Source organism: Microbacterium sp. H83, from assembly GCF_001650405.1.
Lineage (GTDB): Bacteria > Actinomycetota > Actinomycetes > Actinomycetales > Microbacteriaceae > Microbacterium.
Map to the genome: position 1 here is coordinate 1 of NZ_LWCU01000031.1, position 16281 is coordinate 16281.

General features: G+C 69.5%; 15 protein-coding genes. 8 read left to right on the forward strand and 7 right to left on the reverse strand.

Annotated features, from left to right (window positions below):
- Positions 1–734: alanine racemase (locus tag A4X16_RS12455; protein ID WP_231880359.1), on the reverse strand; the 734-nt coding region annotated here is incomplete at its 3' end.
- 80 nt (positions 735–814) lie between these two features.
- On the opposite strand from A4X16_RS12455, the gene A4X16_RS12460 reads away from it, so the two are divergent.
- The gene (locus tag A4X16_RS12460) at positions 815–1831 is read left to right on the forward strand and encodes a sugar-transfer associated ATP-grasp domain-containing protein (RefSeq protein WP_067121017.1); all 1017 of its coding nucleotides are present in this window, start codon (positions 815–817) and stop codon (positions 1829–1831) included.
- Positions 1832–1909: 78 nt separating this feature from the next.
- On the opposite strand, the gene A4X16_RS12465 is transcribed toward A4X16_RS12460, so the two are convergent.
- From A4X16_RS12465 to A4X16_RS12475, 3 genes are all read right to left on the reverse strand, one after another.
- The gene (locus tag A4X16_RS12465) at positions 1910–2602 is read right to left on the reverse strand and encodes a coenzyme F420-0:L-glutamate ligase (protein ID WP_067121019.1); all 693 of its coding nucleotides are present in this window, start codon (positions 2600–2602) and stop codon (positions 1910–1912) included.
- Positions 2602–3834 (reverse strand): RNA polymerase sigma factor, encoded by a 1233-nt coding sequence (locus A4X16_RS12470; protein ID WP_197491837.1) that lies wholly within the window; start codon positions 3832–3834, stop codon positions 2602–2604. Before A4X16_RS12470 ends, A4X16_RS12465 begins: the two co-directional genes overlap by 1 nt.
- 183 nt (positions 3835–4017) lie before the next feature.
- A complete protein-coding gene (locus A4X16_RS12475; protein WP_067121024.1) occupies positions 4018–4959 on the reverse strand; it encodes a proteasome assembly chaperone family protein in 942 nt (313 codons plus the stop codon).
- Positions 4960–5063: 104 nt separating this feature from the next.
- On the opposite strand from A4X16_RS12475, the gene A4X16_RS12480 reads away from it, so the two are divergent.
- The 3 genes from A4X16_RS12480 (at position 5064) to sucB (ending at position 9778) form a co-directional block, all read left to right on the forward strand.
- The gene (locus A4X16_RS12480) at positions 5064–6536 is read left to right on the forward strand and encodes a leucyl aminopeptidase (protein ID WP_067121026.1); all 1473 of its coding nucleotides are present in this window, start codon (positions 5064–5066) and stop codon (positions 6534–6536) included.
- A gap of 4 nt (positions 6537–6540) precedes the next feature.
- Positions 6541–7914 carry a dihydrolipoyl dehydrogenase gene (gene lpdA, locus A4X16_RS12485; protein ID WP_067121028.1) on the forward strand — a complete coding sequence of 458 codons (1374 nt, stop codon included), beginning with the start codon at positions 6541–6543 and terminating at the stop codon, positions 7912–7914.
- A gap of 67 nt (positions 7915–7981) precedes the next feature.
- Positions 7982–9778 carry a 2-oxoglutarate dehydrogenase, E2 component, dihydrolipoamide succinyltransferase gene (gene sucB / locus A4X16_RS12490; protein WP_067121030.1) on the forward strand — a complete coding sequence of 599 codons (1797 nt, stop codon included), beginning with the start codon at positions 7982–7984 and terminating at the stop codon, positions 9776–9778.
- Between the two features lie 9 nt (positions 9779–9787).
- On the opposite strand, the gene A4X16_RS18315 is transcribed toward sucB, so the two are convergent.
- The gene (locus tag A4X16_RS18315; protein WP_067121032.1) at positions 9788–11305 is read right to left on the reverse strand and encodes a hypothetical protein; all 1518 of its coding nucleotides are present in this window, start codon (positions 11303–11305) and stop codon (positions 9788–9790) included.
- 159 nt (positions 11306–11464) lie between these two features.
- Between A4X16_RS18315 and A4X16_RS12500 the strand changes: the two genes are divergently transcribed.
- Entirely contained in the window at positions 11465–12169 is a 705-nt protein-coding gene (locus A4X16_RS12500; RefSeq protein ID WP_067121034.1) for a DUF4191 family protein, read from the forward strand.
- Positions 12170–12245: 76 nt separating this feature from the next.
- On the opposite strand, the gene A4X16_RS12505 is transcribed toward A4X16_RS12500, so the two are convergent.
- Positions 12246–13433 carry a RimK family alpha-L-glutamate ligase gene (locus tag A4X16_RS12505; RefSeq protein ID WP_067121036.1) on the reverse strand — a complete coding sequence of 396 codons (1188 nt, stop codon included), beginning with the start codon at positions 13431–13433 and terminating at the stop codon, positions 12246–12248.
- Between the two features lie 26 nt (positions 13434–13459).
- Here A4X16_RS12505 and A4X16_RS12510 point away from each other — a divergent pair, with 26 nt between their 5' ends.
- Entirely contained in the window at positions 13460–13939 is a 480-nt protein-coding gene (locus A4X16_RS12510) for an ATP-dependent zinc protease family protein (RefSeq protein ID WP_067121038.1), read from the forward strand.
- A 4-nt stretch (positions 13940–13943) separates the two neighbouring features.
- On the opposite strand, the gene A4X16_RS12515 is transcribed toward A4X16_RS12510, so the two are convergent.
- Positions 13944–14372 carry an RDD family protein gene (locus tag A4X16_RS12515; protein ID WP_067121039.1) on the reverse strand — a complete coding sequence of 143 codons (429 nt, stop codon included), beginning with the start codon at positions 14370–14372 and terminating at the stop codon, positions 13944–13946.
- A 116-nt stretch (positions 14373–14488) separates the two neighbouring features.
- Here A4X16_RS12515 and glnA point away from each other — a divergent pair, with 116 nt between their 5' ends.
- Both glnA and A4X16_RS18320 read left to right on the forward strand, forming a co-directional pair.
- Positions 14489–15913, forward strand: coding sequence for a type I glutamate--ammonia ligase (glnA, locus tag A4X16_RS12520; RefSeq protein ID WP_067121041.1), 1425 nt, complete (start codon positions 14489–14491; stop codon positions 15911–15913).
- A 181-nt stretch (positions 15914–16094) separates the two neighbouring features.
- Positions 16095–16281 (forward strand): hypothetical protein (locus tag A4X16_RS18320; protein ID WP_231880360.1); only part of this gene is annotated, 187 nt, incomplete at its 3' end.

The window sequence follows — 16281 nt, forward strand, 5'->3', positions numbered from 1 at the left end:
GCCTTGACCTCATCGATCATCGGCAGCCGGAAGTCTGCGATCGGGAAGCCGGAGTCCGGGTGCGTGACGTGCACGTGCCCGTGGGAGTCGTATCCGGAGCCCACCGAGTGCCCGTCCTCGTCGAGCATCGTGTAGAAGCCGCCGAAGTACGTCACCTCGGCACCCGGCGCCACCGCCGACTGCCCCTCCGTGTCGACCATGCAGACATCCATGGCGACGCGCCCGATGATCGGTCGCATGGCGCCGTCCAGCTCCACCCGAGCCCTGTTGCCGAGCGCACGGACGATGCCCTGCGCGTAGCCGCCGGTCACGAGCACGGCCGTGGTGTCGGTCGACGCCCGGTGCGTATAGCCGTAGGAGACGGCGTCTCCGGCCTTCAGCGGCTTCAACGACAGCACGCGTCCGGTCAGCCGCATCACCGGACGGGTGCGCAGCACGCCCTCCGCGTCGGGCAGGCCGTAGAGCAGCTGCGCGTCGATGTCGGCGGTTCCGTGCGTCTCGGCCTGGATGCCCTCGAGAGCCAGGGTCTGGACCTCGGCATCCGAATCGACGAGCACCGCCGCGGCGCCCGCCGCGATCACGGCGTGCGCGACCCCGACGATCCCATGACCCCAGGCGTCGCGACGCAGGTCCGCCATCCGACCGCCGTGGGACGCGGCCTCGGTCGCGGCCGACGCCAGGGCGGAGCGGGAGATCATGGCGTGCGGAAGAGAGCTGGAAGTCGAGTCACACACCCCTCCACCCTAGCTCCGCCCTCCCAGGATGCCCCGGCCCTCCCCCGTAGACTTGTGGATACCGCCGACCCTGGAGATCCATGTCACGCTTTTCCCTCGCGCCCCGCGTCCGCTACCTGCTGGACCGCGCCCGTCGCCTCGACGTCGCCTCGGTGATGGAGAGGGCCAGAGAAGCCTCCTCCCAGCACGGCAAGGCCGTCCCTCTCGTGGTCGTCGACATGCTCTGGTCGGCAGGACGGCACAACGTCGGCTTCCAGGACTACATCGACTACGACTTCGCGATCCTCTCGAAGGCCGAGCGCGACACGTACATGACCCACCCGGTGTCGAACCAGATCTCCCAGCAGTACGACCACCCCGACTACCGCCATCTGTTCCACGACAAGGCGGAGTTCAACGTCCGCTTCGACGCGCTCCTCAAGCGGGAGTGGATGCTCATCGTCGACGGCAACGCCGACGAGCTGCGCGCCTTCACGGAGCGGCAGGGGACGATCGTCGTCAAGGAGACCCACGGTCAGGCGGGCACAGGCGTGCACCGGTACCACGCCGCCGACGTCACCGACTGGGATGCCTTCCACGCCGAGCTCCTCTCGAAGAAGCAGGTGCTGGTCGAGGAGGTCATCCGTCAGCACGCCGACCTGGCCGCCGTCTGCCCGGGAACCGTCAACACGACCCGCGTGACGGCGTTCTTCGACGGGGAGAAGACCCACATCCTCGCGATGGCGCAGAAGTTCGGCCGCGGCGCCGTGAGCGATCAGATGAGCTTCGGCGGCTTCTACACGATGCTCGACGAGGACGGGCACTCGGTGGGCTCCGGATACGACTCCCACGGGCACGTGCACGTCACGCACCCGGACTCCGGCTTCCCGATCGCAGACTTCCGGCTGCCGATGATCGATGAGGTCAAGGCGTTCGTCGACCAGGCCGCCAGGGTCGTCCCCCAGGTCCAGTACGTCGGCTGGGACATCGTCGTCACCCCCGACGGGCCTGTGCTCGTCGAGGGCAACTGGGGCGCGGGCGTGTACGAGAACAAGCCCAGCGTGACCGGCATCCGCACGGGCCACAAGCCGCGCTACCAGGCCGCCATCGGCTTCTGACACGCCGCGCGCGTACGACGAAGGGCCCGGATGCATCGCATCCGGGCCCTTCGTCGTCGTCTCGAGCCGACCGGCGACTCAGATCGCGCGGACGATCCCCATGGGCGTCGACTGGGTCGCCTGCCCGAGCGGATTGTCGCGGAGGATCTCGACGAGACGGCGCTCTCCGGCCCTGTCGAGCGTCGATCCCAGGATGTTGCCGCCGATGTCGTTGATGTCGACCACGGCCACATCGACGTCACGGCCGACCAGCTTCTGCAGGTGCTGCGCGACCTCTCGCGGGTTCTTCGGCCCCAGCACGACCGCCTGGTTGTAGGGCGGGATCGTGTTCTTGGTGGGGCCGTCGATCGCACGGGCCTTGTCGCCCGCGATCCGGTAGAAGTCGCCCCGACGACCGAACGCCTTGGTGATGACGGAGACCCCTGCCGCGAACAGGATCCGCAGGGTGCCGCACTCGCGCAGCGCCATCTCCATCGTCTCGGGCATACCGAGTCCGATGCCGTACGACGTGCGCACGACGTACCGCGACAGGAAGCGCGCGAGCGGGCGCGGCGTGATCTCGTCGAGACGGTACGAGCGACCCTGCGTGATCGCGACGATCTTCTCGGTCACGAACAGCAGGTCGCCCGGCTGCACCGCGTCCTTCGCGTACTCGGTGATGATCGCGTCGAGGTCGTCGTCCGGCATGACGACCCGCGTCTTCAGCGGGATGCGCGCATAGCTCGTGCCGTCGACGCTCGCCTCGAGCGCCTTGCCGTCATTCGCCTGCATCACTCGAGGTAGTCCCGCAGCGACTGCGAACGGCTCGGGTGGCGCAGCTTCGCCATGGTCTTCGATTCGATCTGGCGGATGCGCTCGCGCGTCACACCGAACGTGTCGCCGATCTGGTCGAGCGTCTTCGGCTGACCGTCTCCGAGTCCGAACCGCATGCGGATCACGCCGGCCTCGCGCTCGGACAGGGAGTCGAGGAGCTGCTCGAGCTGACGCTGCAGCATCGTGAAGCCGACCGCGTCTGCGGGGACGACGGCCTCGGTGTCCTCGATCAGGTCGCCGAACTCGCTGTCGCCGTCCTCACCGAGAGGGGTGTGCAGCGAGATGGGCTCGCGCCCGTACTTCTGGACCTCGACGACCTTCTCCGGCGTCATGTCCAGCTCGCGGCTGAGCTCCTCGGGGGTGGGCTCGCGGCCCAGGTCCTGCAGCATCTGGCGCTGGACGCGGGCGAGCTTGTTGATGACCTCGACCATGTGCACCGGGATGCGGATGGTGCGTGCCTGGTCGGCCATCGCGCGGGTGATCGCCTGACGGATCCACCAGGTGGCGTAGGTCGAGAACTTGAAGCCCTTGGTGTAGTCGAACTTCTCGACGGCGCGGATCAGACCGAGGTTGCCCTCCTGGATGAGATCCAGGAACTGCATGCCGCGGCCGGTGTAGCGCTTGGCGAGCGAGACCACGAGACGCAGGTTCGCGCCGAGCAGGTGGCTCTTGGCACGCTGGCCGTCGCGGGCGACCCACTGCAGGTCGAGCCCGAGCTGGCCGGCCTTCTCGGCGGCGCTCATCGCGGAGAGCTTCTCCTCGGCGAACAAACCGGCCTCGATGCGCATGGCGAGCTCGACCTCTTCGGCCGCGTTCAGCAGCGCGACCTTTCCGATCTGCTTGAGGTAGTCCTTGACGGGGTCGGCCGTCGCTCCGGTGATCTGGGTGGAGTAGACGGGGACGTCCTCGTCGTCGTTGGACGAGATGACGATCGCACCGGTCGGAAGGGGCTCGGTGAACTTCGGCTTGGACTCCTCGTCCTCCTCCTCCGCGGTCTCGGCGACGGGGGCCTCGTCCTCTTCGACGATGTCGTCCGACTTCTTCTTCTTCGCCGGGGCGCGCTTGGCAGCGGCGCGCTGCGCCGCGGTCTTGGGGGCCGGCTTCTCAGCTGCCTCCTCCGCCGGGGCGTCGACCTCGGGAGCTTCGGCAGTCTTCTTCGTCCGGGTGTTCTTGGTCGTGGCAGGAGTCACGTTTCGCCTTTCACGGGGCCGCTGGCGACCCCGGGACATTTCGGACACTAGTAAGACCCTTGTCAAGTCTGATCTTCGAAAAGATCGATTGACAACGGGTCAGACTCCTAGTATCGCACACGTGAGGGGATGCGAGCGCATTCCGTCGAACTTCCCGTCGCGGCGACCGGCGAGGCCTCCGGATCAGCCTCGACCGGGCTTGTCCTCGTCGCCGCTCGGCCGCGAGGCGAGGTAGCGCTCCAGCTCGGCGGCTAGCTCGTCGGCGCTCGGGAGATCGCGCTCGTTGAAGCCGCCCTCATCGTAGGAGCCGTCCTCCGGGTCGCGCCCCGCCATGTACGCGTCGTACCGGCGCTCGAGCCCGTGCACCATCTGCTGGAGCTCGTCGTTGCCGATCACCTGCTCGTCGACGCGCGCGATGTAGTCCTCGCGCCGTTCCTGGACCTCGTCGAGCATCAGCACGAGTCCGGTCGCCGCCATCAGCCGCTGGGCTGCGGTGATCACCGCGTCGGGGTTCTCCGTCTCGGCGAGGTAGTGCGGGACCAGCAGGACGAAGCCCGCGACGCGATCGCCGCGCTCCGCGAAGCGGTACTCGAGCAGGTGGCCCGCCGTGGCGGGGACCTGCGTGCGGGGGCGCCAGACGGAGTGCGCCACGGTGAGGTCGCGCCGGTTGCCGCTGACGGTGGTGCCGATCGGCCGCGTGTGCGGTACCGGCATCGCGATCGAGTGCACCCAGGTGAGGCTCGACACCTCGAACTCCGTCGCGAGGTCGAGCACGGTCCGCGCGAACTCGTTCCAGACGAAGTCGGGCTCGTAGCCCGCGAGCAGGAGGAACCTCTGCCCCAGGGCATCGGTGGCGAGCGAGAGCTCGAGCCGTGAGGGACGGAACTCCGTCAGGTGGTCCTGGTCGAACGACACCACGGGGCGGCGCGCGCGGTAGTCGAGGAGGACGTCGTTGTCGAAGATCTCGACCGGCTGCGGATCCGTCGTCTCGCGGAGGTGCTCGATGAGCCCGGAGACCGCGTTGCCCGCGTCGGTGAATCCTGTCAGCAGCAGGACCAGCGGCAGACCGCGCGGAACGGCCGGGGCATTCGCCACACGTTCATGGATGTCTCCGGAGAAGGGCATGTGTCCATGCTACGAGCACGGTCCGACGCGGGGGCGACGGCGGTCATGCTGAGAGCGAACAGCGCGTCGGCGTGCGTTCCCGTCGCGCTCCCTAGGATGGAGGCATGACGCTTCCCGCGCTGTCGCGCACCACAGATCAGTTCCCCGGAAGCGCTGCAGACGCCGCAGTGCTCGTCATCCCCGACATCTCCGACTCCACCGAGTCGCTGTCGGGCCACCCCGGACTCGCGGACTCCCTCGCAGGAATCGGATTCACCGGATCCTCCTCCGCCTTCACCCGGGTCTACGCGCCCCAGGTCACCGCCCTGCCGTTCGCCGTCGTCGGCGTCGGACGAACGCCGGATGCGCTCGCGGTGCGTGCGGCTGTCGGAACCGCGCTGCGGTCGCTCACCGGGTTCGACACGGTGGCCGTCGCCCTGGCGCCGGGCCTCGAGGGCTTCGCCGACGCCGCCGCCGAAGGCGCCGTGCTCGGCGGCTACCGGTTCGAGGGCTACCGCAGCGAGAAGGGCAAGCCCCGCGCCTCCGCCGTCGTCCTGCACGCGGAGCTCGACGACGCGGCACTGGAGCGGGCCACCGCCGTCGGCGAGGCCGTCGCGCTGGTCAAGGACCTCGTCTTCGTGCCGGCCGAATGGCAGAGCCCCGCACAGCTGGCGCAGAGCGCCGCCGACAGCGTCGAGGGCCTCGACGTCGCCGTGCAGATCCTCGACGAGAAGGAGCTCGCCGCCCAGGGATTCGGCGGCATCCTGGGCGTCGCGCAGGGTTCCGATCGTCCGGCGCGCCTGGTGCGCCTCGAGTACGCGCCCGAGAACGCCTCGCGGCACATCGCCCTGGTCGGCAAGGGCATCACCTTCGACACCGGCGGGCTCTCGCTGAAGCCCGCAGCCTCGATGGTGGGCATGAAGTTCGACATGGCCGGCGCGGCCACGAGCCTCGCCGCCGTCCGGGCGATCGCCGCCCTCGGCCTCCCTGTGCGCGTGACCGCGTGGCTGTGCATCACCGACAACATGCCGTCAGGCCGCGCTCTGCGACCGGGCGACGTGATCCGCATCCTCGACGGGACCACCGTCGAGGTGCCGAACACCGACGCCGAGGGCCGACTGGTCATGGCGGACGGGCTGGTCGCGGCGAGTCGCGAGAACCCCGACGTGATCATCGACGTCGCCACCCTCACGGGAGCCATCGTGATGGCGCTCGGCCACCGGCACACCGGGGTGTTCGGCGATGACGACGCCGTCACCGAGTTCCTCTCCGCCGCGGATGCCGCGGACGAGCTGGCGTGGCACATGCCCCTGCCCGACTACATGGAGGACTCCCTCGACTCCCCCATCGCCGACCTGCAGAACGCCAACATGAGCGATCGCATGGGAGGGGCGTCGTACGCGGGCCTCTTCCTGCGGCGCTTCATCGGCCGCGTCGGCGAGGGGGACGACGCGCCGCGCATCCCCTGGGTGCACCTCGACATCGCCGGATCCGGCGAGCACAACGGGGCTCCGTACGGCTTCACCGACAAGGGCCCCACCGGAGCGATGGTCCGATCGATCATCGCCTTCGCCGCAGCATCCCACACGGAGGCATAGACACATGACAACCCACACCTTCGACATCGTCGTCCTGGGCGGCGGCAGCGGCGGATACGCGGCCGCACTCCGGGCGAGCGAGCTCGGCAAGTCCGTCGCCCTCATCGAGAAGGACAAGGTCGGGGGCACCTGCCTGCACCGCGGCTGCATTCCGACGAAGGCGCTGCTGCACGCGGCCGAGGTCGCAGAGCACGTCCGCGACGCCGCGCACGTCGGCATCACGGCGACGCTGGAGCGGATCGATCCCGCGGGCGTGCGCGATTACCGCGAGGGCATCGTCGCGAAGAAGTACAAGGGACTCGAGGGCCTCGTCAAGGCTCGTGGCATCACCACCGTCACCGGCACCGGCCGGTTGAACCCCGACCGCTCGATCAGCGTCGGCGAGGACCGCTACGTCGGTGCCGACGTGGTCCTGGCGACGGGCTCCTACAGCCGCACCCTGCCGGGTCTCGACATCGGCGGCCGCATCCTCACCAGCGAGCAGGCGCTGTCGCTCGATGTCATCCCCGACCGCGTGCTGGTCCTCGGCGGCGGCGTCATCGGCGTCGAGTTCGCGAGCGTCTGGCGCTCCTTCGGCGCCGAGGTGACGATCATCGAGGCGCTGCCGCACCTCGTTCCGAACGAGGACGTCGCGATGAGCAAGGGCCTCGAGCGCGCGTTCCGCCGCCGCGGCATCCAGTACTCCCTCGGAGTGCGGTTCCAGACCGCGACGCAGGACGACAGCTCGGTCACCGTCACCCTCGAAGACGGGAAGACGTTCACGGCCGACTACCTGCTGGTCGCCGTCGGCCGCGGCCCCGTCACCGCCGACCTCGGCCTCGAGGAGGCAGGCGTGCGCCTGGACCGCGGCTTCGTCACGGTCGACGATGACCTCCGCACCGGCGTCGACGGCCTCTGGGCGGTGGGCGACATCACCCCCGGCCTCCAGCTCGCCCACCGCGGCTTCCAGCAGGGCATCGCGGTCGCGGAGCGCATCGCCGGGCTCTCGCCCGTGAACGTGCCCGACGCGCAGATCCCGAAGGTGACCTACTCGAGCCCCGAGGTGGCGTCCGTGGGCGTCTCCGAAGAGGCGGCCGTCGCGGCTCACGGCGCTGATGCCGTCGTGGCCTACGAGTACAACCTCGCGGGCAACGGCAAGAGCGAGATCATCGGCACCGGCGGCCTCGTCAAGGTCGTGCGGCTGAAGGACGGACCCGTGCTCGGCGTGCATCTGCTGGGCGACCGCGTCGGCGAGCTCATCACCGAGGGCCAGCTCGCCGTGGCGTGGGAGGCCCACCCCGAGGACATCGCCCCCCTCATCCACGCGCACCCCACGCAGAGCGAGGCGCTCGGCGAAGCGTTCCTCGCGCTCGCCGGAAAGCCACTCCACGCCCTCTGAACACCAACCGGTGCACAGTTCACTAAGCTAGTCACGCGTCATTTAACTTCTTGAAGGAGACTCAGTCATGAGCACATCCGTCGTCCTCCCCCCTCTCGGCGAGAGCGTCACAGAGGGTACGGTCACCCGCTGGCTCAAGCAGGTGGGAGACACCGTCCAGGCGGATGAGGGCCTGCTCGAGATCTCGACCGACAAGGTCGACACCGAGATCCCCTCCCCCGTCACCGGCGTGATCGAGGAGATCCTCGTCGCCGAGGACGAGACCGTCGAGGTCGGCGCCCTGCTCGCACGCATCGGCGACGGCAGCAGCCCCGCACCCGCTGCGGACGCCCCGGCCGCGGCGGAGCCCGCCGCCGAGCAGGCGGCTCCCGCCGCTGAGGAGGCCGCGCCCGCCGCTCCGGCTGAGGAGCCCGCTCCCGCACAGGCGGAGGCCGCTCCGGCACAGGCCGAGGCCCCCGCAGGCGACGCGAAGGACATCGTCCTCCCCGAGCTCGGCGAGAGCGTGACCGAGGGAACCGTCACCCGCTGGCTCAAGCAGGTCGGCGACAGCGTCGAGGTCGACGAGGCGCTCCTCGAGATCTCGACCGACAAGGTCGACACCGAGATCCCCTCCCCGGTCGCCGGCGTGCTGCAGGAGATCGTGGCCGCCGAGGACGAGACCGTCGCCGTCGGCGCCGTGCTGGCTCGTGTCGGCTCGGGCGCTGCCCCGTCGGCTCCCGCCGCCGAGGCGCCCGCTCCCGCCGCCCAGCCGACTCCCGCTGAGGCGCCCGAGGCGAAGGCCTCGGTCTCCGAGACGCCCGTCGACGAGCCCGCCGCACGCCCGGCCGCAGAGGCCCCCGTCGCCGCTCCCGCCGAGGCCGCACCCGAGCAGGCGACGGGCGGCGCTCCTGCCGCTCCTGCTTCCTCGGCCCCCGCCGCCGCGCCCGCAGAGCAGAAGCTCGCCCTCCCGACCGAGAGCGACAACCTGTACGTGACGCCGCTCGTGCGCCGCCTGGCCTCGCAGCAGGGCGTCGATCTGTCCAGTGTCACCGGCACCGGCGTGGGCGGTCGCATCCGCAAGGAGGACGTCCTCAAGGCGGCCGAGACTGCGAAGTCCGCTCCGGCCGCGGCTGCCGCTCCGGCCGCGCCCGCTCCCCTCGAAGTTTCCCCGCTGCGCGGCACCACGCAGCCGATGTCGCGACTGCGCAAGGTCCTCGCCAAGCGCGCCGTGGAGTCGATGCAGCAGACCGCTCAGCTCACCACGGTGGTCGAGGTCGATGTCACGGCGCTCGCCGAGTACCGCGACAGCGTGAAGGGGTCCTTCCTCGAGAAGACGGGCGACAAGCTGTCGTTCCTGCCGTTCTTCGCTCTTGCGGCGGCCGAGGCCCTGCGCGCCTTCCCGATCGTCAACGCGACCGTCGACGGCGAGCAGATCGTCTACCCCGAGACCGAGAACGTCTCGATCGCGGTCGACACCGAGCGCGGGCTGCTCACCCCGGTGCTGCGCGACGCCGCGTCGAAGAACATCGCCGAGATCGCGCACGAGATCGCCGACCTCGCGGCACGTACGCGCGACAACAAGCTGAAGCCGGACGAGCTCGCCGGCGGCACCTTCACGCTGACCAACACCGGGTCGCGCGGCGCGCTGTTCGACACTCCCGTCGTGTTCCTGCCCCAGTCCGCCATCCTCGGCACCGGCACCGTCGTGAAGCGTCCCGGTCTGGTGAGGGTCGGCGGCGCGGATGCGATCGCCGTCCGCTCGTACGTGTACCTCGCGCTCTCGTACGACCACCGCATCATCGACGGGGCGGACGCCGCCCGGTTCCTCGGCGCGGTCAAGGCGCGGCTCGAGTCGGCGCAGTTCGCCGCGCAGCTCGGAGCCTGACCCGCATCCTCACTCTGGCTGGTCCGCGACGTCGTAGGCGTCGCGGACCAGCCATTCGTCTGCCACGCGGATGACGACGAGCATCTGCGCGGCACCGGAGACCTCTGCACCGGCAGCCCCCGATGTCGCGCGGATGACCGCGACGTCGCCGTACTCGTCGACGAGCGCGAGGGAGGGCGCCTCGGGACCCACCGCGTCCGAGAAAGCGGCCACCGTGTCGACGACTCCTGTCGATCCGTCGGCCACGGCGCCCGCGCACTCGGTGTCTCCGGCCGTCGCGCACGCACCGATCGTCGAGAGCAGCGCGTGCGTCGCGACGACCGGATCGTCGGATGACGAGACCTTCTCGGCATCCGCAGTCGGACCTCGACTGCCGACCTCGGCATCCGATGCCTCCTCCTCCGCGCCGGACTCCTCCCGGCCCCCCGCCTGCCGGCTCGACGTCGGTGCCGGTGTCGGAGCGGACACGGGCGCACCGGCGCCGTCCGCGGACTCACCCGTCGCGTCTCCCGGCCACAGCAGACCTGCGTAGAGGACGACCACCGCCGCGGCCCCTGCCACGACGAGGCGTCGCCGGCGCGAGGGCGCTCCCGCCGCGCTCGCCCTGTCTGCCGCAGGCCGCGAGGCGTCTGGGGTCGCGCCGCCCTGACCGGCGGAGTCCGCTCGTCCTGCCGACGACAGCAGTGTCCGCCACCGCTGTCCGAACGACCGTCGCAGTTCGCGCGTCCGACGGGCGGCCGCGGCAACCACGTCCGGAAGCACGCCGCGAGCAGCACGATCGGTCGTCCCGGCCGCCGCTCGATGGGTTCGACGGGACTCGAGCGACCCGGTGCGCAGGTTCCGCACCATCTCGATGTCGCGCACCCGCGCCGGGCCGTGCGTCTCCCGATCCAGCGGGCGCGGTGCAGCGATGGCGAAGAGCTCGGACTCCCACAGCTCGAGCTGGCGGCGCGGCATGCCCGGACGGGTATCCGCTGCCATGAGGCCCTCCCGGATCGTCGCGAGCAGTCGACCGAGCGTCCGGTCGTCGCACCCTCCGTGCAGCCTGTCGACGACGCGCGCGCTCCGCTCGCGCGCGATCCCGCCCCTGCCGATCGCGAACAGCGGGCGCCCGTCGTCGGTCAGCCACCAGTCGCCCTCGACGACGCCGTCGCCCTGTCCGCGCGCGAGCTCGTCGAGGCCGCGCAGGATGCTGCCCACGAGCGTGCTCACCTCCCCCGCCGACAATCGCGGTCCGTCCGCCAGGCGCCGCCCCAGGAACAGCGACAGCGGCTCCGTGCACCACGGGAGCAGCACGTCATGCCCGTCTCGGCGGCGCACCAGATCGAGCGGACCCGCGACGTGCTCGTCGCCCGCATGCTGCCACCCCGCCCACCCGCTGATCGCCGCCGCGTCCGTCAGCACCACGACCGCGCCGCCGTCGGTGACGAGGGTGCCGGAGTACGGACCCTCGCCGGCATCCAGCACCCTGATCACGCGATGCGCCCCCGGCAACAGCGAGCCGCCCGGCTCCTCACTCCCCGTCATGCCTCCATGTCACCGCATCGACCGCGGCGATCGACACGAAAGCGCCCGCTGTGGACGTGCACCCGATGAATCCGCCGGGGTGGAGGACGAGTGCCGGCGAGCGATCCGCCCGACGCGAACGGCGTCATGGAGGCGCGCGCCAGTCGGTATTCTTATGACATGGCAAAGCCCGCACCCGAGAAGCGCCCCGGGTTCTTCTCCCAGATCAAGTCCCTCTTCCGGTTCACGCGAGAGGTCTATCCCTGGCTCCCCTGGGCGCAGATCGCGCTCCTCGTGGTCGGTGTGCTCATCGGGCTCATCGTGGGCTACCTGATCCCGCCGTTCCAGGTGTGGACGCTCGTGCTCTGGGGCATCTCGGGTCTCATGCTGGGTGTGCTCGCTGCCATGTTCCTCATGACGCGCCTGTCGACCTCGGCGATGTACCAGAAGATCGACGGGATGGCGGGTGCCACCGGGCACGTGCTCAGCACGAGCCTCGGCCGGAACTGGCAGGCCTCCGAGACGCCGGTGGGCATCAACCCGAAGACGCAGGACGCCGTGTACCGCACGGTCGGCCGCGGCGGCGTGGTCGTCGTCGGCGAGGGCGCCCGCGGACGTCTGACCCGCCTGGTCAACGACGAGCGCAGCAAGGCCGCCCGCGTCGCCCACGGCGTGCCCGTGACGGTGCTGTACGTGGGTCACGGCGACGACGACGTCGCGATCAAGGATCTCGCGAAGACCATCAAGAAGCTCCCGAAGGCGATCGACAAGGCGACGATGGGCGCCGTCATCCGCCGCATCGACTCCGTGTCACAGTCGCTCTCGTCGCTCCCGATCCCGAAGGGCATCGACCCGACGAAGGTCCGCGCACAGCGACCGCGCTGAGCACCGCTCCCCGCACGCACGAAGCGCGGCCGTCCTCCTCGGAGGGCGGCCGCGCTTCATGGTCGCGGCGGATGCGTCACTCGGAGAGCGGCTGTCGCGGCAGACGACGCACCTTGGCACGACGTCGCCGGCGCTCCGGCACCATCGAACGCATCTCGTCGAGCTTGCCGAAGCAGAACAGTCGATCGTCGGCTTCGAGCACGACGTGCTTCCGCGGGTTCGGGATCACCGAGACGCCACGGTGGAGCGTCAGGACGGTGATGTCGCGCTCCCAGAGCCCGGCCTCGCCGAGCGTCTTGCCCACGAGGTCGACCGCACCGTGCACCATGAGCTCGGCGACGCCGTAGCCCGTCGAGACCGTGAGGCGCTGCCGGACGTCGATCTCGGGGAACGCGACCTGGCCGGCGATGTAGTCGATGATCGCGCCGGCGACATCAAGTTTCGTGGCCGTCTCGATCCCCTGCAGGCCCGGCGAGGAGTTCACCTCCATCACGAGCGGTCCGTCGTCGCCCTCGAGCATGTCGACTCCTGCCACCCGGAGCCCCATGATCTGGGCCGACCGCACGGCGGCGCGCTCGTACACGGGGTCGAGCTCGATGGCCTCGACGGATCCTCCGCGGTGCACGTTCGAGCGGAACTCATCGCCGGCGGCCGAACGGCGCATGGCCGCCACGACCCGGTCGCCGACCACCAGCGCGCGGATGTCGCGCCCTCGGCTCTCGGAGATGAACTTCTGGATCAGGACGTTCTGCTTGGTCGAGTGGAGTGTCTCGATGATGGCCTCGGCCACCTTGACCTGCGGCGCGAGGATCACGCCGATCCCCTGGGTGCCCTCGAGCAGCTTGATGACGACCGGCGCGCCGCCGACCCGCTCGATGGCAGGGCGGACATCGGCGCGATTGCGGACGAACGCCGTCGGGGGCATCGCGATGTTGTGACGGGACAGGATCTGGTTCGCACGGAGCTTGTCACGGGCGCTCGAGATGCCGTTGGCCGTGTTCGGCGTGTACACGTCCATCTGCTCGAACTGACGCACCACCGCGGTGCCGAAGTAGGTGATCGAGTTGCCGATGCGGGGCAGGATCGCGTCGTAGTCGCTCAGCTGCCTGCCGCGGTAGTGCAGATCGGGATCCTCGGAGGTGAGGTCGATCGCGAACCGCAGCGTGTTCAGCACCTTGACGTTGTGGCCGCGCTGCAGCGCGGCCGCTCGGAGCCGCTGGGTGGAGTACGCCTGCGGCGCACGGGAGAGCACTGCGATCTTCACGGGGGATTTCCTGCCAGGATGGTCGGGTGAACAAGACACCCCATTCAAACACTCTTATCGGGTGGCGAGAATGGGTGAGCCTGCCCGATCTCGGCGTCGACTGGCTCAAGGCCAAGATCGACACCGGAGCACGCACGTCGTCGCTGCACGCGTTCGACATCCGCGAGTTCGAGCGTGACGGCGTGTCGTGGGTCCGGTTCCGCGTGAAGCCCTGGCAGGACAGTCAGGAGGATGCGGTCGTGGTCGAGTCGCCGGTCCATGATCGTCGCGCGGTGCGGAGCTCGTCCGGGCACGCGCAGGAGCGCTTCGTCGTCGAGATGCTGATCCGTCTGCACGACCGCGAGGTGCTCGCCGAGGTCACGCTGAGCAATCGCGACGAGATGGGGTTCCGGATGCTCATCGGACGCGAAGCGCTGCGTCAGGGCTACCTGGTCGATCCCGCCCGGTCATTCGTCGGCGGACGCGCTCCGCGCGAGGCGCGACGACGCAACCGCGGCAGGGACTGACCCCTTAGGCGCGGATCAGCGCCAGGCCCGTCACCTTGTCGTGGAGTCCGCGCTGATCGGCATCCCAGATCACGGCGGGGATCACGACCACGAGCAGGAGCGTTCGCACGACCGGCCGCCAGAGCCCGACCCATCCGCCGTCGAGACGGACGACCCGCATGCCGAGGATGCGATGCCCGGGGCTGCCGCCCGCGGTCGGGATGAAGAGGATCTGCAGCAGGGCGAACACCGCCATGGGCCCGAACATCGTGATCCCCGCCTCCGACGGCAGGGCGAACTGGTCGTAGCCGAGGAAGGCGGTCGCGATGATCGTGGCGGCGAGATAGTCGATGACGAGGGCGCCGATGCGTCGTCCGGGACGGGCGATGCTGCCGGTCCCCGATCGCGGCAGTCCGAGTCTCTCTCCGGGGTACGTGTTCACAGCATCCGTCACACATCCAGCCTACCGGCGCGTAACATGCCGGAAACAAAGCGGATACTCCCGGGTAACGCTCCGCCCGTACTGTGCAGAATGGCCGTAAGCCGTCGATCCGCAATCCAGGAGTCGTAATGTTCACAGATTCGTCCGAGGTGCTCGCCTACATCAAGGAGAACGACGTCAAGTTCCTTGACATCCGCTTCACCGATCTCCCGGGTGTGCAGCAGCACTTCAACATCCCCGCGGCCACGGTCGACGAAGACTTCTTCACGGACGGTCAGCTGTTCGACGGCTCCTCGATCCGCGGCTTCGCGAGCATCCACGAGTCCGACATGCAGCTCATCCCCGACGTGACGACCGCGTACATGGACCCGTTCCGCGAGGCCAGCACGCTCGTCATGGTCTTCGACATCTACAACCCGCGCACCGGCGAGATCTACTCGAAGGACCCGCGCCAGGTCGCCAAGAAGGCGGAGAAGTACCTCGCCTCCACCGGCATCGCCGACACGGCCTTCTTCGCCCCCGAGGCGGAGTTCTACATCTTCGACGACGTGCGCTACTCCGTCACGTCGGGCGAGAGCTTCTACAAGGTCGACTCCGAGGAGGCCGCGTGGAACACCGGCCGCGAGGAGGAGGGCGGGAACCTCGCCAACAAGACCCCGTACAAGGGCGGCTACTTCCCCGTCAGCCCGGTCGACAAGACCGCCGACCTGCGCGACGACATCACCCTCAAGCTGATCGACGCCGGGTTCATCCTCGAGCGCTCGCACCACGAGGTCGGCACCGCGGGCCAGCAGGAGATCAACTACCGCTTCGACACCATGGTGCACTCGGCGGACGACATCCTGAAGTTCAAGTACATCGTCAAGAACACGGCGGAGCAGTGGGGCAAGGTCGCGACCTTCATGCCCAAGCCGCTCTACGGCGACAACGGCTCGGGCATGCACACGCACCAGTCGCTCTGGAACGACGGCAAGCCGCTGTTCTACGACGAGGCCGGCTACGGTCAGCTGAGCGACATCGCCCGCTGGTACATCGGCGGCATCCTCGCGCACGCGCCGGCGCTGCTCGCGTTCACGAACCCGACCCTGAACAGCTACCACCGCCTGGTCAAGGGCTTCGAGGCGCCGGTCAACCTGGTCTACTCGGCCGGCAACCGCTCGGCGGCGATCCGCATCCCGATCACGGGCTCGAACCCGAAGGCCAAGCGCATCGAGTTCCGCGCGCCTGACGCGTCGGGTAACCCGTACCTCGCCTTCGCGGCGCAGCTCATGGCCGGACTCGACGGCATCAAGAACCGCATCGAGCCGCACGAGCCCGTCGACAAGGACCTCTACGAGCTGCCGCCCGAGGAGGCCAAGAACATCCCGCAGGTGCCGAACTCCCTGCTGGACTCGCTCGAGGCGCTGAAGGCCGACCACCAGTTCCTCCTCGAGGGCGGCGTCTTCACCGAGGAGCTCATCGAGACCTGGATCTCCTACAAGTACGAGAACGAGATCCTGCCCATGGCGCAGCGTCCGCACCCGTTCGAGTACGAGCTGTACTTCGGCGTCTGATCCGCACGACGGACAGCCGAGAAGGGCCCCGACAGGTCATCCTGTCGGGGCCCTTCCGCACCACCGGACGGCCGCGCTCGATGCACGAGCAGCAATCCGCACCCCGCCTCGGACGAACACGCGCTCGCCACTGCGGCGCCGCTCCCGAGAGAGACCGACTCCACACGCTACCTTCGGAGACATGAGTCCCCACTTCGTCTCCCGCGTGCTCGCGAGCGCCGCCGCGATGGTTGTCGTCCTCGGCGCCTCCGGATGCGCCACAGCACCCGGCGCTGCGCCGGCACCCACGTCCACCGCGTCCGCGACGCCCTCTGCCGAGGCTCCGACCCCCACGGCCACCTCGACCCCCACCCCAACAGCCCCCACCT